General features: G+C 65.8%; 19 protein-coding genes and 1 pseudogene. 9 read left to right on the top strand and 11 right to left on the bottom strand.

Features of this window, described 5'->3' with window-relative positions:
* Window positions 1–42: 42 nt before the first annotated feature.
* Window positions 43–1,638 (bottom strand): lysine--tRNA ligase, encoded by a 1,596-nt coding sequence (locus tag ACNI3R_RS13945; protein WP_426184317.1) that lies wholly within the window; start codon window positions 1,636–1,638, stop codon window positions 43–45.
* A 109-nt stretch (window positions 1,639–1,747) separates the two neighbouring features.
* Between ACNI3R_RS13945 and ACNI3R_RS13940 the strand changes: the two genes are divergently transcribed.
* A complete protein-coding gene (locus ACNI3R_RS13940) occupies window positions 1,748–4,525 on the top strand; it encodes an ATP-dependent DNA helicase (RefSeq protein ID WP_426184315.1) in 2,778 nt (925 codons plus the stop codon).
* An 89-nt stretch (window positions 4,526–4,614) separates the two neighbouring features.
* The gene (locus ACNI3R_RS13935; protein WP_426184313.1) at window positions 4,615–5,157 is read left to right on the top strand and encodes a SixA phosphatase family protein; all 543 of its coding nucleotides are present in this window, start codon (window positions 4,615–4,617) and stop codon (window positions 5,155–5,157) included.
* Between the two features lie 140 nt (window positions 5,158–5,297).
* Here the strand turns inward: ACNI3R_RS13935 and ACNI3R_RS13930 are convergent.
* The 5 genes and pseudogenes from ACNI3R_RS13930 to rpmF all read right to left on the bottom strand — a co-directional run.
* Window positions 5,298–5,648: pseudogene (locus ACNI3R_RS13930) on the bottom strand (MerR family transcriptional regulator); the annotation flags it as partial.
* Window positions 5,649–5,661: 13 nt separating this feature from the next.
* Window positions 5,662–5,964 carry an integration host factor subunit alpha gene (locus ACNI3R_RS13925; RefSeq protein WP_296619559.1) on the bottom strand — a complete coding sequence of 101 codons (303 nt, stop codon included), beginning with the start codon at window positions 5,962–5,964 and terminating at the stop codon, window positions 5,662–5,664.
* A gap of 74 nt (window positions 5,965–6,038) precedes the next feature.
* The gene (locus ACNI3R_RS13920) at window positions 6,039–7,010 is read right to left on the bottom strand and encodes a beta-ketoacyl-ACP synthase III (protein ID WP_426184310.1); all 972 of its coding nucleotides are present in this window, start codon (window positions 7,008–7,010) and stop codon (window positions 6,039–6,041) included.
* Complete coding sequence (plsX, locus tag ACNI3R_RS13915) at window positions 7,007–8,053, bottom strand: phosphate acyltransferase PlsX (protein WP_426184686.1); 1,047 nt, start codon at window positions 8,051–8,053, stop codon at window positions 7,007–7,009. Before plsX ends, ACNI3R_RS13920 begins: the two co-directional genes overlap by 4 nt.
* 25 nt (window positions 8,054–8,078) lie before the next feature.
* The gene (gene rpmF, locus ACNI3R_RS13910) at window positions 8,079–8,258 is read right to left on the bottom strand and encodes a 50S ribosomal protein L32 (RefSeq protein ID WP_426184307.1); all 180 of its coding nucleotides are present in this window, start codon (window positions 8,256–8,258) and stop codon (window positions 8,079–8,081) included.
* A 159-nt stretch (window positions 8,259–8,417) separates the two neighbouring features.
* Here rpmF and ACNI3R_RS13905 point away from each other — a divergent pair, with 159 nt between their 5' ends.
* Window positions 8,418–8,858 (top strand): MAPEG family protein, encoded by a 441-nt coding sequence (locus ACNI3R_RS13905; protein ID WP_426184305.1) that lies wholly within the window; start codon window positions 8,418–8,420, stop codon window positions 8,856–8,858.
* A gap of 36 nt (window positions 8,859–8,894) precedes the next feature.
* On the opposite strand, the gene ACNI3R_RS13900 is transcribed toward ACNI3R_RS13905, so the two are convergent.
* Complete coding sequence (locus ACNI3R_RS13900) at window positions 8,895–9,563, bottom strand: MBL fold metallo-hydrolase (RefSeq protein WP_426184303.1); 669 nt, start codon at window positions 9,561–9,563, stop codon at window positions 8,895–8,897.
* Between the two features lie 176 nt (window positions 9,564–9,739).
* On the opposite strand from ACNI3R_RS13900, the gene ACNI3R_RS13895 reads away from it, so the two are divergent.
* The 3 genes from ACNI3R_RS13895 (at window position 9,740) to msrA (ending at window position 12,527) form a co-directional block, all read left to right on the top strand.
* Window positions 9,740–10,372: an aminotransferase class IV gene (locus tag ACNI3R_RS13895; RefSeq protein WP_426184301.1), complete on the top strand. Its 633-nt coding sequence runs from the start codon at window positions 9,740–9,742 to the stop codon at window positions 10,370–10,372.
* Between the two features lie 67 nt (window positions 10,373–10,439).
* Entirely contained in the window at window positions 10,440–11,642 is a 1,203-nt protein-coding gene (locus tag ACNI3R_RS13890) for a pyridoxal phosphate-dependent aminotransferase (protein WP_426184299.1), read from the top strand.
* Between the two features lie 147 nt (window positions 11,643–11,789).
* Window positions 11,790–12,527 (top strand): peptide-methionine (S)-S-oxide reductase MsrA, encoded by a 738-nt coding sequence (gene msrA, locus ACNI3R_RS13885; protein ID WP_426184297.1) that lies wholly within the window; start codon window positions 11,790–11,792, stop codon window positions 12,525–12,527.
* Window positions 12,528–12,536: 9 nt separating this feature from the next.
* Here msrA and pdeM read toward each other — a convergent pair whose 3' ends face one another.
* Window positions 12,537–13,199 (bottom strand): ligase-associated DNA damage response endonuclease PdeM, encoded by a 663-nt coding sequence (pdeM, locus tag ACNI3R_RS13880; protein WP_426184295.1) that lies wholly within the window; start codon window positions 13,197–13,199, stop codon window positions 12,537–12,539.
* A 134-nt stretch (window positions 13,200–13,333) separates the two neighbouring features.
* Here pdeM and ACNI3R_RS13875 point away from each other — a divergent pair, with 134 nt between their 5' ends.
* From ACNI3R_RS13875 to ACNI3R_RS13865, 3 genes are all read left to right on the top strand, one after another.
* Window positions 13,334–14,248 (top strand): sulfite exporter TauE/SafE family protein, encoded by a 915-nt coding sequence (locus ACNI3R_RS13875; protein WP_426184292.1) that lies wholly within the window; start codon window positions 13,334–13,336, stop codon window positions 14,246–14,248.
* Entirely contained in the window at window positions 14,245–15,003 is a 759-nt protein-coding gene (locus tag ACNI3R_RS13870) for a TIGR02186 family protein (RefSeq protein ID WP_426184290.1), read from the top strand. The genes ACNI3R_RS13875 and ACNI3R_RS13870 overlap by 4 nt, the downstream gene beginning before the upstream one ends.
* A 78-nt stretch (window positions 15,004–15,081) precedes the next feature.
* Window positions 15,082–16,710 carry an ATP-binding protein gene (locus tag ACNI3R_RS13865; protein WP_426184288.1) on the top strand — a complete coding sequence of 543 codons (1,629 nt, stop codon included), beginning with the start codon at window positions 15,082–15,084 and terminating at the stop codon, window positions 16,708–16,710.
* 18 nt (window positions 16,711–16,728) lie between these two features.
* On the opposite strand, the gene ACNI3R_RS13860 is transcribed toward ACNI3R_RS13865, so the two are convergent.
* The 3 genes from ACNI3R_RS13860 to ACNI3R_RS13850 all read right to left on the bottom strand — a co-directional run bounded on the left by ACNI3R_RS13860 (window position 16,729) and on the right by ACNI3R_RS13850 (window position 20,209).
* The gene (locus ACNI3R_RS13860; RefSeq protein WP_426184285.1) at window positions 16,729–17,475 is read right to left on the bottom strand and encodes a class I SAM-dependent methyltransferase; all 747 of its coding nucleotides are present in this window, start codon (window positions 17,473–17,475) and stop codon (window positions 16,729–16,731) included.
* 1 nt (window position 17,476) lies between these two features.
* Complete coding sequence (locus ACNI3R_RS13855) at window positions 17,477–18,466, bottom strand: ATP-grasp domain-containing protein (protein WP_426184283.1); 990 nt, start codon at window positions 18,464–18,466, stop codon at window positions 17,477–17,479.
* A gap of 108 nt (window positions 18,467–18,574) precedes the next feature.
* Entirely contained in the window at window positions 18,575–20,209 is a 1,635-nt protein-coding gene (locus ACNI3R_RS13850; RefSeq protein WP_426184280.1) for a helicase HerA-like domain-containing protein, read from the bottom strand.
* Between the last annotated feature and the right edge of the window lie 29 nt (window positions 20,210–20,238).

Below are 20,238 nucleotides of genomic sequence, written 5' to 3'. Positions count from 1 at the left end.
TGCAGAAAGCCAGGGTTTCCCTTGGCTTTCAAAAAATTACGCTCAGGCGAGCGCCTCGGCGATCAGGCGGCGGCTGTTGTCGATGCCGTAAAGCGCGATGAAGCTGCCCATGCGCGGGCCCTGCTCGGCGCCCAGCAGCGTCTCGTAAAGAGCCTTGAACCAGTCGCGCAGCGAGGCAAAGCCATAAGCCTCGTCCTTGCCGATCGCATAGACTTCGTTCTGAATATCCTCGGCGGCGGTGCCGGCCGGCATTTCCGCAAGCTTGGCGTCGAGCGCCCGCAGCGCCGCAGCCTCGTTCTCGGTGGGCTTGCGGCGCTTGAGCGTCGGTGCGACGAAGTCGCGGTTATAGGCGAGCGCGTGGCCGATGAGCCGATCAAGCTCGGGATATTTCTCCGCCGAGGCATTCTCCACATAGTTGGAGAGATAGCCCCAGACCTGCTCGCGCGACGCATCGCCCATCACCCCCACCAGGTTCAGCAGCAGGCCGAAGGTGACCGGCAGCGTGCTCTCCGGGACCGGATCATTGGTCGCGCGGTGGATGTGATGAACCGGGTTGCCGAGCTTCTGCTCGATCGGCTGAGCCGGATAATTGCCGCGGAACTGCCAATATTCGTCGACCGCGCGCGGGATCACGCCCATGTGCAGCTGCTTGGCCTTTTTCGGCTCGCGATAGGCGTAGAAAGCGAGGCTCTCCTCGGGGCCATAGGTCAGCCATTGTTCGAGGCTGAGGCCATTGCCCTTCGACTTGGAGATTTTCTCGCCCTTCTCGTCGAGGAACATCTCATAGTTGAAGCCTTCGGGCGGGCGGGCGCCGAGCTCGCGGCAGATCTTCGACGACTGGACGACCGAGTCGATCAGATCCTTGCCCGACATTTCATAGTCGACCCCGAGTGCGACCCAGCGCATCGCCCAGTCGACCTTCCACTGGAGCTTGGCCTTGCCGCCCAGGACCGACTGGGTGATCGTCTCGCTCCCATCATCGAAGCGGATCAGCCCGGCGTCTGCGTCGACCACCTCGACCGGGACCTGCAGCACGATGCCGCTGGTCGGGCTGATCGGCAGGACCGGCGAATAGGTGGCCTGGCGTTCCTTGCGCAGCGTCGGGAGCATGATTGCCATGATCCCGTCATAATGGCGCAGCACGTCCTTAAGCGCTTCGTCGAACTGGCCGCCCTCATAGGCTTCGGTCGACGAGCGAAAGTCGTAATCGAAGCCGAAGCGGTCGAGAAACTCCCGCAGCATCGCATTGTTGTGATGCGCGAAGCTTTCATACTTGCCGAACGGATCGGGAATGCGCGTCAGCGGCTTGCCCAGATGCTCGCGCAGCATCTCCTGGTTCGGGACATTGTCGGGCACCTTGCGCAGGCCGTCCATATCGTCGCTGAACGCGATCAGCCGCGTCGGCAGGTCCGACATCTCCTCATAGGCGCGGCGCACCATCGTCGTGCGCAGAACCTCGTTGAAGGTGCCGATATGCGGCAGGCCCGACGGGCCATAGCCGGTCTCGAACAGCACATAGCCTTTCTGCGGCGCACCCTTCTCGTAGCGCTTGAGGAGCTTGCGAGCTTCCTCATAGGGCCAGGCCTTCGAGACGAGCGCGGCTTCGCGCAGCGCGGCGGGGGTGATGCTGTCGGTCATGATCCGGTCCTGTAGCGCGCGCGGGGCGCGAATCAACATCGGCGGCGACACCGCCAAATCCTGTCGGATGCCTGTTCCCCAATCGTTCCTTAGCCCCTAGATGGGAGCCATGCTCCCCGATCTCCCCTATCCGGCGCTGCACGCCACTCATGGCGGCATCTGGCTGGCCTCGCCGCAGGGCGAGGTCCGGGGCATCGGGCGCGGGGAAGCTGCGGCACGTGCGGCCGAGACCCCGATGATCGTGCTGAACGCTGCGGTGACCGCCAGCCGCCTCGGCATCGCGGAGTTCTCGGGTCTCGATCTGCTTGAACTCTTCGCCTTCGTCCATCCGGCGCGCTTCGCCGTGCCGACCCCCGCCGGCCTCGCCCGGGCGCTTGACCTCACGCCGCCGGTCGACGATGCGCGCGCCTCGCTATTTCTGATCGAAGCCGCCCGGGCGCTGCTTGCGCGCATGGCGCAACCCGAAGACTGGGCCGAGGCTTACGGCGCCTATAACAGCGCGCAGTCGCTCGCCCGGCTGCGCTGGCCGTGGTCGGGGCCGATCGGGCAGATCCTCAAATCCCCGGCTCAATCCGAACGCGGACTGTTCGCGCGCCTGCCCGAATGGGACGAGGCGAACGCCCGTCCCCAGCCCCGCAACGTCCGCCTCGACGAGCAGGAGGTGCTCGACCGCCTCGGCACGCTCGTCGGGCCGCAGGCCGAAAGCCGCGAGGGGCAGCGCAGCTATGCGACCGCCAATGCCCGCGCCTTCGATCCCCGCGCCGGGGAAGGAAGACCGAATGTCGTTCTCGCCGAGGCGGGAACGGGGATCGGCAAGACGCTCGGCTATCTGGCGCCGGCCTCGCTCTGGGCCGAGAAGGCCGATGGCGCGGTGTGGGTGTCGACCTACACCAAGGCGCTGCAGCGTCAGCTCGACAAGGAGACGCGGCGAATATTCCCCGATGCAGCCGAGCGCGCGCGCAGGGTGGTGGTTCGCAAGGGGCGGGAAAATTACCTCTGCCTGCTCAACCTCGAGGATGCGTTGCAGGGCGGCTTCCAGAATCGCGCCGCGATCCTGGCGCAACTGGTTGCGCGCTGGGGGATGTACACGCGCGACGGCGACATGGTCGGGGGCGACCTGCCCGGCTGGCTCCCCACGCTATTCCGCCGCGCGGGATCGACCGCGCTGACCGACCGGCGCGGCGAGTGCGTCTATGCCGGCTGCCCGCATTATCGGAAATGCTTCATCGAGCGCGCGGCTCGCGCGTCGGAAAATGCCGATATCGTGATCGCCAACCATGCGCTGGTCATGATCCTGGCGCAGCGGCGCGCCGACGAGGGGCAGCCTCTGGCGCGGCTGGTGTTCGACGAAGGCCATCACCTGTTCGACGCCGCCGATTCGACCTTCGCCGCGGCGCTGACCGGACAGGAGACGATCGAGCTCCGCCGCTGGATCATCGGTCCCGAAGCCAAGGCGCGGGGGCGGCGGCGCGGCCTGTCGGCCCGGCTGTCCGACGTCGCCAGCTATGACGAGGAAGGTGGTCTGGCGATCGAGGCAGCGGCTGCGGCTGCGACCCTGCTGCCGGCCGACGGCTGGCTCGGCCGGCTCGGCGAAAGCCTGCCGCTCGGCCCGATCGAGCGACTGCTGTCGGCGGTGCGCGCCACCGTCTACGCCCGCGCCGATGCGCAGGATGCGGGCTATGGCCTCGAAACCGATGCCGGCCAGCCCGAACCCGAACTGATCGACGCCGCCCGCCCCGCGATCGAAGCGCTGGAAGCGCTGATGCGGCCGATGGCGAAACTGCGGCAGAGGCTGGCGGCGGTGATGGAGGACGGGCCCGACTGGCTCGACGGACAGGCCCGCGCGCGGATCGAGGGGGCGATTGCCGGCCTCACCCAGCGCGGACAGCTGGTCGCGTCGTGGATCGCGATGCTGGCGCGGCTGGGCGGGCCGCTCGATCCCGACTTCGTCGACTGGCTGGCGGTCGACCGGGTCGAGGGGCGCGAGCTCGACATCGGCCTCCACCGGCACTGGCTCGATCCATCGCGACCGCTGGCAGAGACCGTGCTGAAGGCCGCGCATGGCGTGCTCGTGACCTCGGCGACGCTGCGCGACGGCGAGGATTGGGCCGGCGCCGAGGCGCGGGCGGGAACCGTCCATCTCGACAACAGCCCGCGTCATGTGTCGGTGCCGAGCCCGTTCGATTATGCCACCAGCGCCGAAGTCCTGGTCGTCACCGACCTGAAGCGCGGTGATGTCGCACAGCTGGGGCAGGCCTATCACCGCCTGATCGCGGCGGCCGGCGGCGGCACGCTCGGCCTGTTCACCGCCATCTCGCGCCTTCGCGCCGTCCACGCCCGCATCGCCGACCGGCTCGCCCGGGACGGGCTGCCGCTTTACGCGCAGCATGTCGATCCGATCGACACCGGCACCCTGGTCGACATCTTTCGCGACGATCCCCGCGCGTCACTGCTCGGCACCGATGCACTGCGCGACGGGGTCGACGTGCCGGGCGAATCGCTCCGGCTCGTGGTGATGGAAGGTATCCCCTGGCCCCGCCCCACCGTCCTCCACGCCGCACGCAAGGCGGCCGGCGGCGGCAGCGTCTATGACGACCGCATCGTCCGCGCCCGCCTGCGCCAGGCCTTTGGCCGGCTGATCCGCAGCGCTGGTGACCGGGGCCATTTCGTTCTGCTGGGCGCGGCCACGCCATCGCGCCTGCTCGACGCCTTTCCGGGCGGTGTGCCCGTGCTGCGCGTGACGCTGGACGAGGCGATCGGACGAATCGCCGGTCAGCAACGACCCGATCGCCACAAGCCGCTGGCCGCCGGTATCGAACATACGGGCCCCGATTTCCTGCCCAGGCTGGCCGATGACAAGCATGAGGGCCGTCGCGACGACCGCTGATCCGCAGGCGAATAGCTGCCGCAAGCGGACTTTCTTCCGACGCCTGTTTCGGGCATCACGGCCCAAGGTCGAGGGAGTGTGCTGCCACCGTGAAGAAATTGACGCTTTTGCGCCATGCCAAGTCGGGGTGGGACGATCCCGTCGCCCGCGATTTCGACCGGCCCCTCAATGCGCGCGGCAAGCGGGCGGCGCTGCGTATTGGGCAATATCTGCGCGACAACGGCCTGCACTATGACCATGTCCTGTCCTCGCCGGCGATACGCTGCGTCGAGACGATCGAGGAGCTGGCGCAGGGCGTCGGGGAGACGATCGCCCCTGCCTGGGACAAGCGAATCTATCTCGCCTCGGCCGTGTCCTTGCTCGATGTCGTACAGGAAACCGACGACCGCCATGATTCGCTTCTGCTGGTCGGGCACAATCCCGGGCTCGAGGACCTCGTCCTGATGCTTGTCCCAGACCGGATCGACGATGAGGCGCGCGACCAGGTCGAGGAGAAATTCCCGACCGCGAGCGTCGCGGAGATCAGCTTTCCGGTGGAGCGCTGGGAGGACGTGCGCGCCAATGGAGGCACCTTGTCGCTGTTCATCCGCCCGCGCGATCTCGATCCCAGCCTCGGCCCGGATCAGAACTGAAGCCGCGAGCCTCAGTCCATATCGGTGGCGAGCGCCTCGACGAGAGCTTCACGAATGGCGAGCAGCTCAGCCCGTGCGGGCGCCGGCAAGGTCTGATTGACCACGAGGACCGGCTGCGGCGCGATCGGCGCAGAGGGCCGAGCCGGTTCGGCAGCGGCTTCCATGTCCGATTCGGGGAGCGCCATCGCCTGAGCCGGGATGGCAGCGGGCGCCGGTTCAGGCGGTGCATCGTCGACGGGGGTCTTCTGCGAGAGCAATTTCTGCACACCGCGAATCGTATAGCCCTGCTCGTTAAGCAGGCTGTGGATGCGACGCACGAGGGCGGCATCGGAAGGTCGATAATAGCGCCGGTTGCCCGCGCGCTGAAGCGGCCTCAGCTGCGGGAAACGCGTCTCCCAATAGCGGAGGATATGCTGCTGGATACCAAGCTCCGCCGATAGCTCCCCAATGGTCCGAAAGGCGTCGTCGGATTTTTCACCAGCAGAAGTCATTCAAGAAAAAGCCTTAATTCCCCGCAACGATCCGATCGCGGAGCATCTGGCTGGCCCTGAAGGTGAGAACACGCCGCGGTGCGATCGGCACCTCGACCCCGGTCTTGGGGTTGCGGCCGATCCGTTCTCCCTTCTGGCGGAGGATGAAGCTTCCGAAACCGGAAATCTTCACATTCTCGCCGCGCGCCAGGGCAGAGCTCATATGCTCGAGGATCTGTTCGACGACCGCCGCCGAGTCGGCGCGGGAGAGGCCGATCTCACGATGGACCTCCTCTGACAGATCCGCCCGCGTCAAAGTGCCCCCATCCAACGCCATAGAACCCCCCGGTCGGTTACGTATCGCTTATCTTACGTACAGTAGCGCACGAATCAAAGCCGATTCCAAGGGCTTCAATAGCGTATCGCAGCGGCCCCCCACGTAAATCCGCCACCCATGGCTTCCAGCACCAGCAGGTCGCCGCGCTTGATGCGACCGTCGCGGACAGCCGTATCGAGCGCGAGCGGAACCGAGGCAGCCGAGGTGTTGGCATGCTGGTCCACGGTGATGATGACGCGCTCGGCCGGCAGACCGAGCTTGCGTGCCGTAGCGTCAAGAATGCGGCGATTGGCCTGGTGCGGAACGACCCAGTCGATATCGGCGACGGTCAGGTCGGCCGCCGCCAGCACCTCGCGCAGCACCTCGGCGAGGTTCGTCACCGCATGGCGGAAGACCTCCTGTCCCCTCATGCGGAGCTTGCCGACGGTTTGCGTGGTCGACGGACCACCATCGACATAGAGCAGCTGATTATGGCGGCCATCGGCATGGAGCCGGGTCGCCAGCACGCCGGAGTCGCTGTCCTCGCCGCGCAGAACGACCGCGCCCGCACCGTCACCGAACAGGACGCAGGTCGTGCGGTCCTCCCAGTCGAGGATGCGGCTGAACGTCTCGGCGCCGATCACCAGCGCATGGTTGGCCGCGCCGCTCTTGATCATGCTGTCGGCGACCGACAGCGCGTAGAGGAAGCCCGAACACACAGCCTGCACGTCGAAAGACACGCAATCGTCGATGCCGAGTGCGGTCTGCACGATCGTGGCCGATGCGGGAAAGGTCTGGTCTGGCGTGGCGGTGGCCAGGATTATCAGGTCGATCGCCGACGGCGCGATCCCTGCGCTCTCGATCGCCCGCCGGGCGGCGTCTGTTGCCAGCGAGGAGGTGGTTTCCCCCGCCCCCGCGATATAGCGCATGCGGATGCCGGTCCGCTCGACGATCCACTCGTCGGACGTATCGACGGTCTCGGCGAGCTGCGCATTGGTCACCTGGCGGCGCGGCAGAGCCGAGCCGGTGCCGGCGATAACGGCGCGACGCACCCGCTCAGCGCTCATGCGACATCTTCCGGCTGGACGACGCTGCCCCGGAAATCCTCCAGATCGTCGATGATCCGGCGAGTGAGGTCCTCGCGAGCGATCTTGGCGGCAAGGCTGATCGCATTGGCGATTCCCTTCTCGTCGGCGCCGCCATGACTCTTCACCACAAGCCCATTCAGGCCGAGGAAGACGGCACCATTGTGATTATTGGGGTCGAGATGATGGCGCAGCAGCTGGAACGCCGGCTTGGACAGAAGGAAACCCGCCTTGGACCGGATCGAGCTGGAGAAGGCGCGGCGCAGCAGATCGGTGATGAAGCGCGCCGTACCTTCGATCGACTTGAGCGCGATATTGCCCGAGAAGCCGTCGCTGACGATGACGTCCGCCTCACCCCGGCCAAGCCGATCGGCCTCGATGAAACCGTCGAAGCGCCATCCACTGCCGGTCTGCTGGCGCAGCTGGGCTGCCGCATCCTTGAGTTCGCCGGTGCCCTTGAGCTCCTCGGTGCCGATGTTGAGGAGCCGAACGCGCGGCTGCTCGGTGCCGAGCGCCAAACGCGAATAGGCCGCCCCCATGACGGCGAACTCGACGAGATTGCGCGCGTCGCAATCGGTGTTGGCGCCCAGATCGAGCATGACCAGATCGCGCTCACCCAGCGTCGGCAGCAGCGCGGCGAGCGCCGGCCGATCGATGCCATGCATCGTCCGCAGCGACAGCTTCGCGATCGCCATCAAAGCGCCGGTGTTGCCGGCCGACAATGCAGCGGCCGCGTCCCCGGCCTTCACAGCCTGGATCGCGGCTCCCATCGAGCTGGTCTTGGACCGACGAATCGCCTGGCTCGGCTTGTCGTCGCCGGTGATCACGTCAGGGCAGTGAACGACGTCCGAATCGGCCATGCCCGAGTGGCGACGCAACTCCGCGCGCAGCGCGGCGTCATCGCCGAACAGGGTGAATCGCAATGATGGATCACGCTGGCGAGCAAGGGCGACGCCGGCAACGATCGTCGCCGGCCCACCGTCACCGCCCATCGCGTCAATGGCGATTCGCGGTGCTTCGTCCACGGTCATCCCCCGGATAAGGCCTTGGTCAGGCCTCGACCGAGAGGATCTCGCGGCCGTTATAATGACCGCAGGCGTTGCAGAGATTGTGCGGGCGCTTCAGCTCGCCACAGTTCGGGCACTCCTGGAACGCTTCCACCGTCAGCGCGTGGTGGCTGCGGCGCATGTTGCGCTTGGAGGGCGAGGTCTTTCTCTTGGGGACGGCCATGTCGGCACCTGTTCCTAGCTAAACAAATAAAGCGACGAACGCCCGTAACCCTGTGGGGGGTCGGGCTCGTCGCGAGCGCGCGACCTATAGCGATTTCGCTCCGCGTTGCAAGTATCGGTACGACCTGCCAATCAACGCGCTTCCAACCAAGGAGGGGATATGATCCTGCCCATCACGCTGACGATCGCCGGCGCCGCTGCCATACTGAACATATGGCTCGCCATCCGCATCGCGACGATCCGCGTCAAGGACAAGGTGCTGATCGGCGATGGCGGCAAGCCGCTGCTGCTGGCGCGGATGCGCGCCCAGGCCAATTTCATCGAATATACGCCGATCATTCTGATCCTGATGGCGCTGATCGAATTCACTCAGGGGACGCAGAACTGGCTGTGGGGTGCCGGCATTATATATATAGCCGGCCGCGTGCTTCACCCGTTCGGCATGGACCGGCAGACGCCCAACGTCCTTCGCGCGGCCGGAGTCCTCATCAGCTTCGTCGTCACCCTGGGCCTGGCCGGCTATGCGCTGACCATCCCTTACACGACCAAGAACGGCATGGTCACGACCGTCACCAACGACGGCCTTACGGCAGACCGCTGACCCGCGACGGGGGCGGCAGCAATGCCGCTCCCCGCATCAGGCGCCGACGACCCGGTCCGCCACGAACGGATTGTTCATCCGTTCATGGGCAAAGGTCGACATCGGTCCATGACCGGGCACAAAGGCGGTGGCGCCGCCCAGCGGCCACAGCTTGCCGGTGATCGAAGCGATCAGATCGTCATGATTGCCCTTCGGAAAGTCGGTCCGGCCGATCGATCCCTGGAACAGAACGTCTCCGACCAGCGCCAGCTTCGATGGGGCATGGTGGAAGACGACATGCCCCGGGGTGTGCCCCGGACAGTGGATCACGTCGAGCTCGAGCTCCCCGACCGTGACCTTGTCGCCGTCGTCGAGCCAGCGATCCGGCTCGAACGCCCGCCCCTCGATGCCGTAATTGCGGCCATCATCGTCCAGCCGCGCAATCCAGAAGCGATCGTCGGGGTGCGGTCCTTCGATCGGCACGCCAAGCTGCTCCGCCAAAATGCCGGTGCCGCCACAATGGTCGATATGGCCGTGGGTCACGAGCAGCTTTTCGATCGTTACCCCATGCTGGGCGGCGGCAGCCTTCAGCCGTTCGAGATCGCCCCCGGCGTCGACGAACGCGCCCCTCATCGTTTTGGTGCACCAGATCAGGGTGCAGTTCTGCTGCAAGGGCGTGACCGGCACGATGGCGGCCTTTAGGGGCGGAGTGGCTTGATTGGTCATTTAGCGGACATGGCGGCGCGAGGAACCAGATGCAATATGCCGCGTGGCCCAGGCTTCTCGACAGCCACGGACGGGACCAACGGCGATAAGCCCTTTTGCTCGGCACGGTTTCGCACCATAGGGAGGGCAGGGCCAATGAGCGCCGCCCACGGGGCGACAGGGAGCAGCGGAAAGCCATGACGTCGACGGCGTTCGACCTCATCGAAACGATGCGTTTCGAAGCCCTTGACGGATTCGTCGAACTCGAACGCCATCTTGAGCGGATGCGCCGCAGCGCCGACGATCTCGGCTTCCGGTTCAACCGGCATGACTGCCGCAACGAATTGCAGGCTGCGACCTTTCGCCTGACCCATGATGCGCGGGTGCGCTTGCTGCTGGGTCGCAGCGGCGCGATCGCCATCGAAGTCCGGCGCCTGCCGCCCAAGCCGACCGAACCGGTCGATGTGGCACTGGTCGATCTGACCGTTCCCGCAGACGACATAAGGCTGGTCCACAAGACCACCGACCGCGACTTCTACGATGCCCCGCGTCGGGCAGCCGGCACATTCGAGATCGTGTTCTGCACGCCCGACGGGGGCCTGACGGAAGGCAGCTTCACCAACATCTTCGTGCCGCGCGGCGATCGGCTGGCAACCCCGCCCGGCCGCGGGCTGCTCCCCGGCATTCTCCGCGAGCGTCTGATCGACGAAGGGCGCGCTTATGAGGAGCGGCTGACCGCAGCCGATCTCGCCGACGGCTTCTTCATCGGTAATTCGCTGCGCGGCCTCATCGCGGCACGCCTTGTTGCGGCGGCGCACAACGGAGGTTGAGGCAGAGCCCCCTCTCCCCTATAGCGCGGCCGTTTCCATCAGCGCAGCAACAGGAAAGCGCCTCGCCATGAGCCTCATCGCACCTGCCCTCAACCGCATCTCGCCCTCGCCCACGCTCGCCATGACGAGCCGGGTGCTCGAGCTGAAGTCGAAGGGCATCGACGTGATCGGCCTTTCGGCAGGCGAGCCCGACTTCGACACGCCCGACTTCGTCAAGGAGGCGGCGATCGAAGCGATCCGCAAGGGCCAGACCAAATATACGAATGTCGACGGCACCGCCGAACTCAAGGCTGCGATCGCGGCCAAGTTCAAGCGCGACAACGGCCTGACCTACGAAGCCTCGCAGATCAGCGTCAATGTCGGCGGCAAGCACACGCTGTTCAACGCGCTCGTCGCGACCGTCTCGGCGGGCGACGAAGTGATCATTCCGGCGCCTTACTGGGTCAGCTATCCGGACATCGTCCAGTTCGCGGGCGGCACGCCGGTATTCATCCGCGCGGGCGCCGATCAGCTGTACAAGATCACCCCCGAGCAGATCGAGGCGGCGATCACCCCCAAGACCAAGTGGCTGCTGCTCAACTCGCCGTCGAACCCGAGCGGTGCCGCCTATAGTGCCGACGAGCTCAAGGCGATCGCCGAGGTGCTGCGCCGCCATCCGCATGTCTGGATCATGTCCGACGACATGTACGAGCACATCCTGTACGACGGCTTCGAATTCGCGACGATCGCGCAGGTCGCGCCCGACCTCTATGAGCGCACGCTGACGGTGAATGGCTGTTCCAAGGCCTATTCGATGACCGGCTGGCGCATCGGTTTCGCGGGCGGCCCCGCACAGCTGATAAAGGCGATGTCCAAGCTGCAGTCGCAGTCGACCTCCAATCCCTGCTCGATCGCCCAGGCGGCGGCGACCGCCGCGCTGAACGGCGACCAGTCCTTCCTGGCCGAGCGCGCCATCGCCTTTCAGAAGCGCCGCGACCTCGTCGTGGCGATGCTGAACGAGGCCAAGGGCATCAACTGCCCGCGCCCCGAAGGCGCCTTCTATGTCTATCCCGACGTGTCGGGCCTGATCGGCCTCAAGACCCCGACCGGCAAGACTATCGCGACCGACGCCGACCTGATCGACTATTTCCTCGACGATCACCGCGTCGCCGCCGTCCATGGCGCGGCCTTCGGTCTCGAGCCGGCCTTCCGCGTCAGCTATGCCACGTCGGAAGCGGTGCTGACCGAAGCCTGCACCCGTATCCAGGCCGCCTGCGCGGCGCTCGCCTGACGATTTCCCGCCCTCCCCGCATCGGGGAGGGCGCGGTCGTATCGCCTCATCCCGACACGATCGCAAACACCGCCCGGCTTGAATCCGGTTGGCGGCTCGCTATCTGTGTGACATAAACGTCACAGGATCGAAAAAAAGGATGACCTTTTGACGGACAGTCCTAACCGACCGATGATCGCTGGCATTTGCGCTGGCGTGCTGCTTCTGGCCGCAGCTGGAACGATGGCCACGCGCAGCCCGGCCATCGCCCCGGCCCCCAAGGTTGCGCCCGGCCCCATCGTTCGCGTTCCAGCGCCTGCGGTCGACCCCGCGGATCGGGCCGCTACCGCAACCGCCATTTTTGCCGGCGGATGCTTCTGGGGCGTGCAGGGCGTGTTCCAATATGTCGAAGGCGTCCAGTCCGCCGTATCGGGCTATTCGGGCGGCTCGGCCGACACCGCCAATTATGAGGCCGTGGGATCGGGAAGCACCGGCCATGCCGAAGCGGTGCGTATCACCTATGATCCGTCCAAGGTCAGCTACGGGACGTTGCTGCGCATCTTCTTCGCGCTGGTCGCCGACCCGACCACGCTCAACCGGCAGGGCCCCGATCGCGGCAGCCAGTATCGCACCGCGATCTTCCCGACGACGCCGGCACAGCGCACGACAGCAGAGGCCTATATCACCCAGCTGTCGGCCGCGCGGCTGTGGAAGGCACCGATCGTGACGAAGGTCGAGCGTTATCGGGCCTTCTATCCGGCCGAGCGCTATCATCAGGACTTCCTCCTGCGGAAACCCGACTATCCCTATATCGTCTATAACGACCTGCCGAAGGTCGAGGCGCTGCGCATCGCCTTCCCCGAGCGGTTCCGCAAGCAGCCCGTGATGGTCTATCCCAAGGGTTGATCCCATCGCTCAGGCGGCGAGCGGGAAACCCAACAGCCGCTCCTGAACCGCGATCAGCGCCCGCGCACCGGCCCCGACCGTCCCGAGAATGACGGGATCGGCCGCATCCATTCCGCCGGTCAGAACGCCGAAGGACGGCAGGATCAGCTTGGTTGCGCCCGCCACGAAGCAGGGCCGGGACACCCGCCGCCCGCGCAACATAACCATATAGCGGGGGTGGTAATGCCCGGAGATCTCCGGGCGAGGGTCACGGCGGTCGGCCTCGTGGCGGAGCACCAGCCCGGCCAGCTCCGCCTCGGCGACGATATGGCCGCCCAGCGGATCGGCGATGGCGTGATCATGGTTGCCGACGATCCAGGTCCAGCGTGTTTGCGCCGTCAGCAGGGCGAGGAGGCCGAGCGCCTCGTCGGTCAGACGCTCGGTGCCTTTCCTGTCGTGGAAGCTGTCGCCGAGACAATAGACCGCTTCCGCTCCTGTGCGTTCGACCAGCGCCAGCACACGACGAAGCGTCTCGATCGAATCATAGGGGGGCAGCATCTGCCCGCGCCGTGCGTAGCTGCTCGCCTTTTCGAGATGGAGATCGGCGAACAGCAGGCTGGCCGTCGGCGCGTGGAACAGCCCGCCCTCGCCGAGCGCCAGCAGATCGACCGAACAGAACGAAAAGGGAACCATGGCCTTGCATAGCCCTGCACCGGCGCGATGGGCAAGGGGCTGGTCTTTGCAACGATCCGATCACCCACCGAAACCGACATTCTGTGGCGCTTGGGCCTTTCCCCGAGCGGCGAAAATGCTCTAGCCCTGCAGCCATGGATTTGTACCTGCCCATTGCCGGACTGTCGGTGAACATCCTGGTGATTATCGGCCTGGGCGGCCTGGTCGGCATATTGTCGGGCATGTTCGGTGTCGGCGGCGGGTTCCTGACAACGCCGCTGATGATCTTCTACGGCATCCCTCCCGCCGTTGCCGTCGCCTCCTCCGCACCTCAGATCACCGGCGCCAGCGTATCGGGGGTGCTTGCCCATGGCACGCGTGGCGGCGTCGATTATCAGATGGGGGGCGTGCTGGTCGCGGGTGGCGCGATCGGATCGCTGCTGGGCGGCTTCCTGTTTCGTTTGCTGCAGGACATCGGCCAGATCGATACGGTCGTGAACGTCATGTATGTGCTGATGCTGGGCAGCATCGGCATCGTGATGGCCAAGGATGCGATCGGCTCATTGCATGCGCAATGGCGCGGAGTCGCGCCGCCGGCGAGCGGGCGACGCCACCATCCGCTGATCGCGATGATGCCGTTCCGCTGGCGCTTCTACCGCTCCGGCCTCTACATCTCGCCGCTGGCCCCGTTCCTGCTCGGTCTCGCGACCGGTGTCATGACCGTGCTGATGGGCGTCGGCGGCGGTTTCATCCTGGTGCCGGCGATGATCTATATCCTCGGCATGTCCGCGCGGGTGGTCGTCGGCACCTCGCTGTTCCAGATCCTTTTCGTGACGGCGGCGACGACGATGGTTCACGCCCTCACCACCCGCGCGGTCGACCTGGTGCTGACCGCCCTGCTGCTCGTCGGCAGCGTGACCGGCGCGCAGGTCGGCACGCGCATGGCGCTGAAGATGAAGCCCGAATATCTGCGCCTCGCGCTTGCCTTCATCGTCCTCGTCGTCGCGATCCGCATGTTGCTGGGCCTTACTTGGCGGCCGCCCGAAATCTTCACGGTGCAGCCGCTATGAGGGCCTTGCTCCTCGCCTGTCTGGCACCGGCCCTGATCGCGGCATCGAGCCCCAAGCTCGTCCCCGACGTATCGCAACGCAAGATCGAGATCATCTACAGCTTCACCGGTGCCGAACTGCTGCTGTTCGGGGCGATCCTTTATCCGGGCGGACGAACGCCCAGCGACGACGCCCAGATCGCCGTGGTGGTGAAGGGCCCTTCCGAGCCCGTGCTGGTGCGCGAGAAGCGCAAGATCGCGGGCATGTGGATCAACGCCGACAGCAGCGACTTCCGCTCGGTGCCGTCCTTCTACGCGCTCGCCTCCTCGCGCCCGATTGCGCAGCTCGTCGACCAGCGCACGGCGGTCATCTACGAGCTGGGCATCGACAATCTGCAGCTGTCCCCCGCCAGCTCGGGCAACCTTGCCGAGGATCAGCGCTTCGAGGAGGGGCTGATCGAGCTCAAGCGGCGCGGCGGCTATTATTCCGAGACCGACCGGGGCGTCGAGATCAGCGAAGGCGTGCTCTATCGGGCACGCATCGCCATCCCGGCACGCGTGCCGGTCGGGCGCTACACCGCCGAGACCTTCCTGATCGAGCGCGGCCGCGTGGTTGCTGCCGCGACCCGCGAGATCGAGATCCACAAGTCGGGGATGGAAGCCTTCGTAGCCCGCGCTGCGGAACGTCACGGCATAGTCTACGGCCTGACCGCCGTCCTTCTCTCGCTCGCGCTCGGCTGGGCCGCGAGCGTGGCTTTCCGTCGCCTGCGCGAATAGCAAGATCCTGCGCGACGTGGCGGCTTTGTTAACCGCCCGCCGCTAGACCCCCGGCCATGGATCGGGACGCTTGATATAATGAACGAGATGACGCGCGACCTGCAGCCGGCCGGCGGGATCGGAGACATCAGGCTCGGCAGGGTCGAGGCCGTCTCCGGCGGAGGGGCTCGGATTCGCCTGGACCGGCAGAGCCTCGACCTGCTTGCCGAACATCACGACAGCGCGCTGGCCATGGCCGGCGAGATCGGCTCGATGCTGGCAATGACCATTGCGGGTCGCAGCGTGATCGCGACCGTTCATGCCCTCGACCACGATGCGCATGGCGTGCTCGCGCATCTCGCCTTTCTGGGCGAGGGGGAGCGCGATGCCAATGGCCGGCTGACCGCCTTTCGTCGCGGGGTCACGCGCTTCCCGCTTCCCGGAACGACGGTGACGGGTGTCGCCACGCCCGACATGGACGCCATCTTCGCAGCGCGCGACGTCCCGAACATAGAGGTCGGAACGGTGCACCCGACCAGGAGCACCCGCGCCGCGCTGCACGTCGACGCCATGCTGTCCAAGCATTTCGCGCTTCTCGGGTCGACCGGTACCGGCAAGTCGACCGCCACCGCCCTTATCCTGCATCGCATCTGCGACATGGCACCGCATGGCCATATCGTGATGATCGACCCCCACGGCGAATATGCAGCAGCGTTCGACAGCGTCGGCGCGGCCTATGGTGTCGCCAATCTGGCGATGCCCTATTGGCTGATGAATTTCGAGGAGCATTGCGAGGTGCTCCTGACGACCAGCGGTGCCGAACGGCAGATGGATGCCGACATATTGGCCAAGTGCCTGCTCGCCGCGCGCCAGCGCAACCGCGCGGCCGAGGGCGTCAGCCGGATCACCGTCGACAGCCCGATCCCCTATGTGCTCTCGGATTTGACGACGATCATCCAGACCGAGATGGGCAAGCTGGAGAAGGCATCGAGCAACGCGCCCTATCTGCGCCTGAAGCACAAGATCGACGAGATCCGCTCCGACCCGCGCTATCATTTCATGTTCTCCGGCATGCTGGTGGGCGACAGCATGAAGAGCTTCATTAAGCGAATCTTCCGTCTGCCGGGAGAAGGCCGGCCGATCTCGGTCATCGACGTCTCGGGCGTCCCGTCCGAAATCACCTCGGTGGTGGTCTCGGTGCTCGCGCGCTGCGTGTTCGACTATGCGATCTGGGCGCGCAACAGCGCCGAGCACCCGATCCTCCTCGTCTGCGAGGAGGCTCACCGTTACGTGCCCTCCGACGGGCAGCAGAGCAGCGGGCCGGTGCGCCGCATCCTCGAACGGATCGCGAAGGAAGGCCGCAAATATGGCGTGGCACTGGGGCTGGTGACGCAGCGTCCCTCCGACCTAGCCGAAGGGGTACTCTCGCAATGCGGCACGATCATCGCGATGCGCCTCAACAACGAACGCGATCAGGCCTTCGTGCGCGCGGCTATGCCGGAAGGCGCGCGCGGCTTTCTCGACACCATTCCCGCACTGCGCAACCGCGAAGCGATCATCTGCGGCGAAGGCGTCCCGATCCCGATCCGTGTGGCATTCGACGATCTCGCCCCCGAACTCCGCCCCGCATCGCACGATCCGCTCTTCTCGGACCTGTGGAAGCGCGGCGGAAACGAGGATGCCCTGGTCGAACAGGTGATCGGCCGCTGGCGCAACCAGGGGCGCTGACGCAGCTTCGCGCTGAAATCATGCAGTCTTGCGGCAGATGATCCGACGCAGGCTCCACCGCACGATATGGACGCCGCCCTCTTCGGTCAGGCCGACGGTCTCGGCCAGGGCGTCCGCAACCTGCTCGGCCGATTGCCCGTCGATGCCGAACATGTCGCGGCAATACAGCCCCGCGCTGATCCGGTCGCCGAAGACCCATGGAGTCCCGACCTGCCGGTCCTCGACGATCTCGAAACCCGCCGATACCAGCAGCCTGGCCGTTTCCTTATCCAGGAACCGCCCCTCATGCCCCATGCTGTTGTTCGCATGCACGTAGACATTGAGGAAATGATCGGCACTGCTCCCGAGACCGACATCGGCAATCACGAGCTGGCCGCCGGGTGTCAGCAACCGATACATTTCGGCGAAGATCACTGCGATATCGGGCGCGTGGTGCAGTCCGGCGAGCGAGATGATCGCGCCGGCTGCGCCATCGGGTGCCGGCACCGCTTCCACAGGCGCGAGAAAACTGCTCGACCGGTCGTCGGACGGGCAGCGCTGCTGGAAATATTCGGCGGGTTCGACCGCGACATAGCGGATATGGTCCGCGATATAGCCGCGCAGCCAGCCGCTTCCCGACGGCATGTCGAACACAACGGCGCAATCGGGATCCAGACAATCGGCGACCGCCGCAAACTCGGCGTCCCGGGCCTTCGGAAACATGTCCATCGCGCGATAATAGCGATCGGCGCGGCGGGCGAAGATGTCGGCATAGCTGTCGAGCATGTCAGCCTGCGATCATCGCATCGAAGGCCGCGGTCGCCTGTTCTCGGGCGCTATGCCCGTAAGCGAAACGCGGATCCGTCGACACAGGGAAGAACATCATGGTCGCGTTGGCCTCGAACAGGATGACCCGACCGTCGGGCATGATGTCGAAATCGATTCCGAAGAAATCCAGCGGCATCCGCCGCCTGATATCGCCCAATATGCGCTGAACCTGCTCCGGCAGCGCAGCGAGGCCACCTTCGACGACACGCTTTTCCTCTGCGATCTCGTCGGGATAGTCAGGCATGACGGCTTCGCGGGCAGGCCCGTGGACATTCCAGTTGTCGGACACCAGCCGGTGCCGGACGACCGCGCGGTCACCGAAATAGAAGACGCGGAACTTGCGATAGAGGCCGGTCGGCTGGCGCAGGTCGAAGAACTGGGTGAGATAATAGGTCTGCTTCGGATCGATCTGCCGCAACACGGCATCGACATCCGCGCACACCCCGTCGACCCGCCCGTCATGGTGCCCGGCGATCCGCAGAATCGCTGGAAATCCGAGGCCGACCTTCTCGATTGCTGCAATCGCCAGAGTGGGGCGCCCCTTGAACTTGGCCACGGGCGGAACGATCAGCCCTTCGACATCGGCCATGCGCGCCGCGACCCGGTCCCGCCGACTCTCCATCACCCCCTGGGGGCGGTTGAGCACGCGCCCCCGAAACCCCTTCAGAAAACGGTCGGCGAGTCCCAATACCGTGGGGTTAAGATCCGCGTCGGTGATCAGATTGAGAACGACGCCGACCCGATCAAGCGACGGGCGCGTCTTCAACCGGAGGAAGTTGACCGGAATGTTGAGCCGGACAAAATCATTCTGGTCCCCCGACTGCAGCAGGCGGACGTCGGTCGTGCCGACCACGCCGTGTCGCTCCTCACCCGCCCAGAGCTTCCCATGCTGGCTGTCCGATCCGAACAGGACGCCAAGCTTGCCGCCGTCCTCCACCTTCGTCGCCAAAGCCGATCCCCCAGTTCACGTTGCTGGCGGTTCACACGGTTCCGCTTCGGAACGCAACGGAGAATTGACCGCTGATACATCCAGTCCGCAACTCCGGTGCCGGAGCCTTCACTTGAAAAGTCCGCCCAGAATGCCGCGCACCAGCTGGCCGGCAATACCGCCCGACGATGCCCGTCGACGCCCGCCGCCGAGGACGGCGCGGCCCACTTCATTGGCGATCTGCCGCCCGATCGAAGACGCCGCCGCGCGGGTGGCCGATTGCAGCGCTTTCTCCACAGCGCCCGGTTTCGCCGCCTCCCGGTCGGCGGCGGCCTGACGGCGCGCATTGTCCCGCGCCTCCGCTTCGCGTTGCCGGGCTTCGAGCTTGGCCTGATTGGCTGCGGCCCGGTCTGCCTCGGCCTGCGCCTTTGCGGCGCCGGCTGCCGCCACGGCGGCATCGGTGCGCGCCGCCAGGATTTCCTCGGCCGACTCCCGGTCGATCGCCTCGTCATATTTGCCCGCGACCGGAGAGGTCGACAGCAGCAGCGCTCGTTCCCGAGTATCGACCGGCCCCAGCCGCGAACCTGGCGGCGCGATCAGGGTCCGCTGCACGATCGACGGACTTCCGTCCTCCTGCAGGACCGAGACGAGCGCCTCGCCCACCTTCAGTTCGGTGATGACTCTCGCCACGTCGAGACCGGGATTGATCCGGAAAGTCTCGGCGGCGGCCGCAATCGCCTTCTGGTCGCGCGGGGTGAAGGCGCGCAGCGCGTGCTGGACGCGGTTGCCGAGCTGGCCTGCGACATCTTCGGGTATGTCGATCGGGTTCTGGGTCACGAAATAGACCCCCACGCCTTTCGACCGGATCAGGCGCACTACCTGCTCGATCTTGTCGGTCAGCGCCTTGGGGGCGTCGTCGAACAGAAGATGTGCCTCGTCGAAGAAGAAGACGAGCTTTGGCTTGTCCGGGTCGCCGACCTCGGGCAGCACCTCGAACAGCTCGCTCAGCAGCCAGAGAAGGAAGGTCGCGTAGAGCTTCGGGCTCTGCATCAGCTTGTCGGCGGCAAGGATATTCACATAGCCGCGCCCTTGATCGTCGATGCCGAGGAAATCCTCGATCGCCAGCGCCGGCTCTCCGAAGAAGTGGCCGCCTCCCTGGCTTTCAAGCTGGAGCAGCTGGCGCTGGATCGATCCCACGCTGGCCTTGCTGACATTGCCATAGCGCGCCGAGAGCGTGTCGGCCTGTTCGGCGCAATGGACGAGCATCGCCTGCAGGTCGCCGAGGTCGAGCAGCAACAGCCCCTCCTCGTCGGCCAAGCGAAAGGCGATGTTGAGGACGCCTTCCTGCACCTCGTTCAGGTTCATCAGCCGCGCGAGGAGCAGCGGCCCCATTTCCGAGACGGTCGTACGGATCGGGTGACCCTGTTCGCCGTAGAGATCCCAGAAGACCACCGGATTGTCGCGCCAGCCGAAGCCTTCCATCCCGATTTCCGCAGCGCGCGCGACCAGCTTGTCGGCATTCTTCGCCACCGGTGACCCCGCCATGGCCATGCCCGACAGATCGCCCTTCACATCCGCCATGAACACGGGCACGCCCGCTGCCGAGAAATTCTCGGCGATGCCTTGAAGAGTGACGGTCTTGCCTGTGCCGGTGGCGCCGGCGATCAGACCGTGGCGATTGGCACGCCTGAGGTTCAGATATTGCGCGTCGATCGAAGAGCCGGACAGGCTCCCACCCAGAAAGATACCCTGCCCGTCGACCATGAAACGCCTCCTCCTGCGGAGGTATCAGC

The sequence above is a fragment of the Rhizorhabdus antheiae genome, from assembly GCF_049889055.1.
In the GTDB taxonomy this organism is placed as follows: domain Bacteria; phylum Pseudomonadota; class Alphaproteobacteria; order Sphingomonadales; family Sphingomonadaceae; genus Rhizorhabdus.
Note: the sequence above shows the minus strand (reverse complement) of the source record. Positions and strands in the feature narration are given on the sequence as shown.

What these genes read in the sequence shown, in the direction of transcription:
- ACNI3R_RS13945 (WP_426184317.1), bottom strand. Translation starts at nt 1,638, where the DNA reads ATGACCGACAGCATCACCCCCGCCGCGCTGCGCGAAGCCGCGCTCGTC.
- ACNI3R_RS13940 (WP_426184315.1), top strand. Translation starts at nt 1,748, where the DNA reads ATGCTCCCCGATCTCCCCTATCCGGCGCTGCACGCCACTCATGGCGGC.
- ACNI3R_RS13925 (WP_296619559.1), bottom strand. Translation starts at nt 5,964, where the DNA reads ATGGCGTTGGATGGGGGCACTTTGACGCGGGCGGATCTGTCAGAGGAG.
- ACNI3R_RS13920 (WP_426184310.1), bottom strand. Translation starts at nt 7,010, where the DNA reads ATGAGCGCTGAGCGGGTGCGTCGCGCCGTTATCGCCGGCACCGGCTCG.
- rpmF (WP_426184307.1), bottom strand. Translation starts at nt 8,258, where the DNA reads ATGGCCGTCCCCAAGAGAAAGACCTCGCCCTCCAAGCGCAACATGCGC.
- ACNI3R_RS13905 (WP_426184305.1), top strand. Translation starts at nt 8,418, where the DNA reads ATGATCCTGCCCATCACGCTGACGATCGCCGGCGCCGCTGCCATACTG.
- ACNI3R_RS13900 (WP_426184303.1), bottom strand. Translation starts at nt 9,563, where the DNA reads ATGACCAATCAAGCCACTCCGCCCCTAAAGGCCGCCATCGTGCCGGTC.
- ACNI3R_RS13895 (WP_426184301.1), top strand. Translation starts at nt 9,740, where the DNA reads ATGACGTCGACGGCGTTCGACCTCATCGAAACGATGCGTTTCGAAGCC.
- ACNI3R_RS13890 (WP_426184299.1), top strand. Translation starts at nt 10,440, where the DNA reads ATGAGCCTCATCGCACCTGCCCTCAACCGCATCTCGCCCTCGCCCACG.
- pdeM (WP_426184295.1), bottom strand. Translation starts at nt 13,199, where the DNA reads ATGGTTCCCTTTTCGTTCTGTTCGGTCGATCTGCTGGCGCTCGGCGAG.
- ACNI3R_RS13875 (WP_426184292.1), top strand. Translation starts at nt 13,334, where the DNA reads ATGGATTTGTACCTGCCCATTGCCGGACTGTCGGTGAACATCCTGGTG.
- ACNI3R_RS13870 (WP_426184290.1), top strand. Translation starts at nt 14,245, where the DNA reads ATGAGGGCCTTGCTCCTCGCCTGTCTGGCACCGGCCCTGATCGCGGCA.
- ACNI3R_RS13865 (WP_426184288.1), top strand. Translation starts at nt 15,082, where the DNA reads ATGAACGAGATGACGCGCGACCTGCAGCCGGCCGGCGGGATCGGAGAC.
- ACNI3R_RS13860 (WP_426184285.1), bottom strand. Translation starts at nt 17,475, where the DNA reads ATGCTCGACAGCTATGCCGACATCTTCGCCCGCCGCGCCGATCGCTAT.
- ACNI3R_RS13850 (WP_426184280.1), bottom strand. Translation starts at nt 20,209, where the DNA reads ATGGTCGACGGGCAGGGTATCTTTCTGGGTGGGAGCCTGTCCGGCTCT.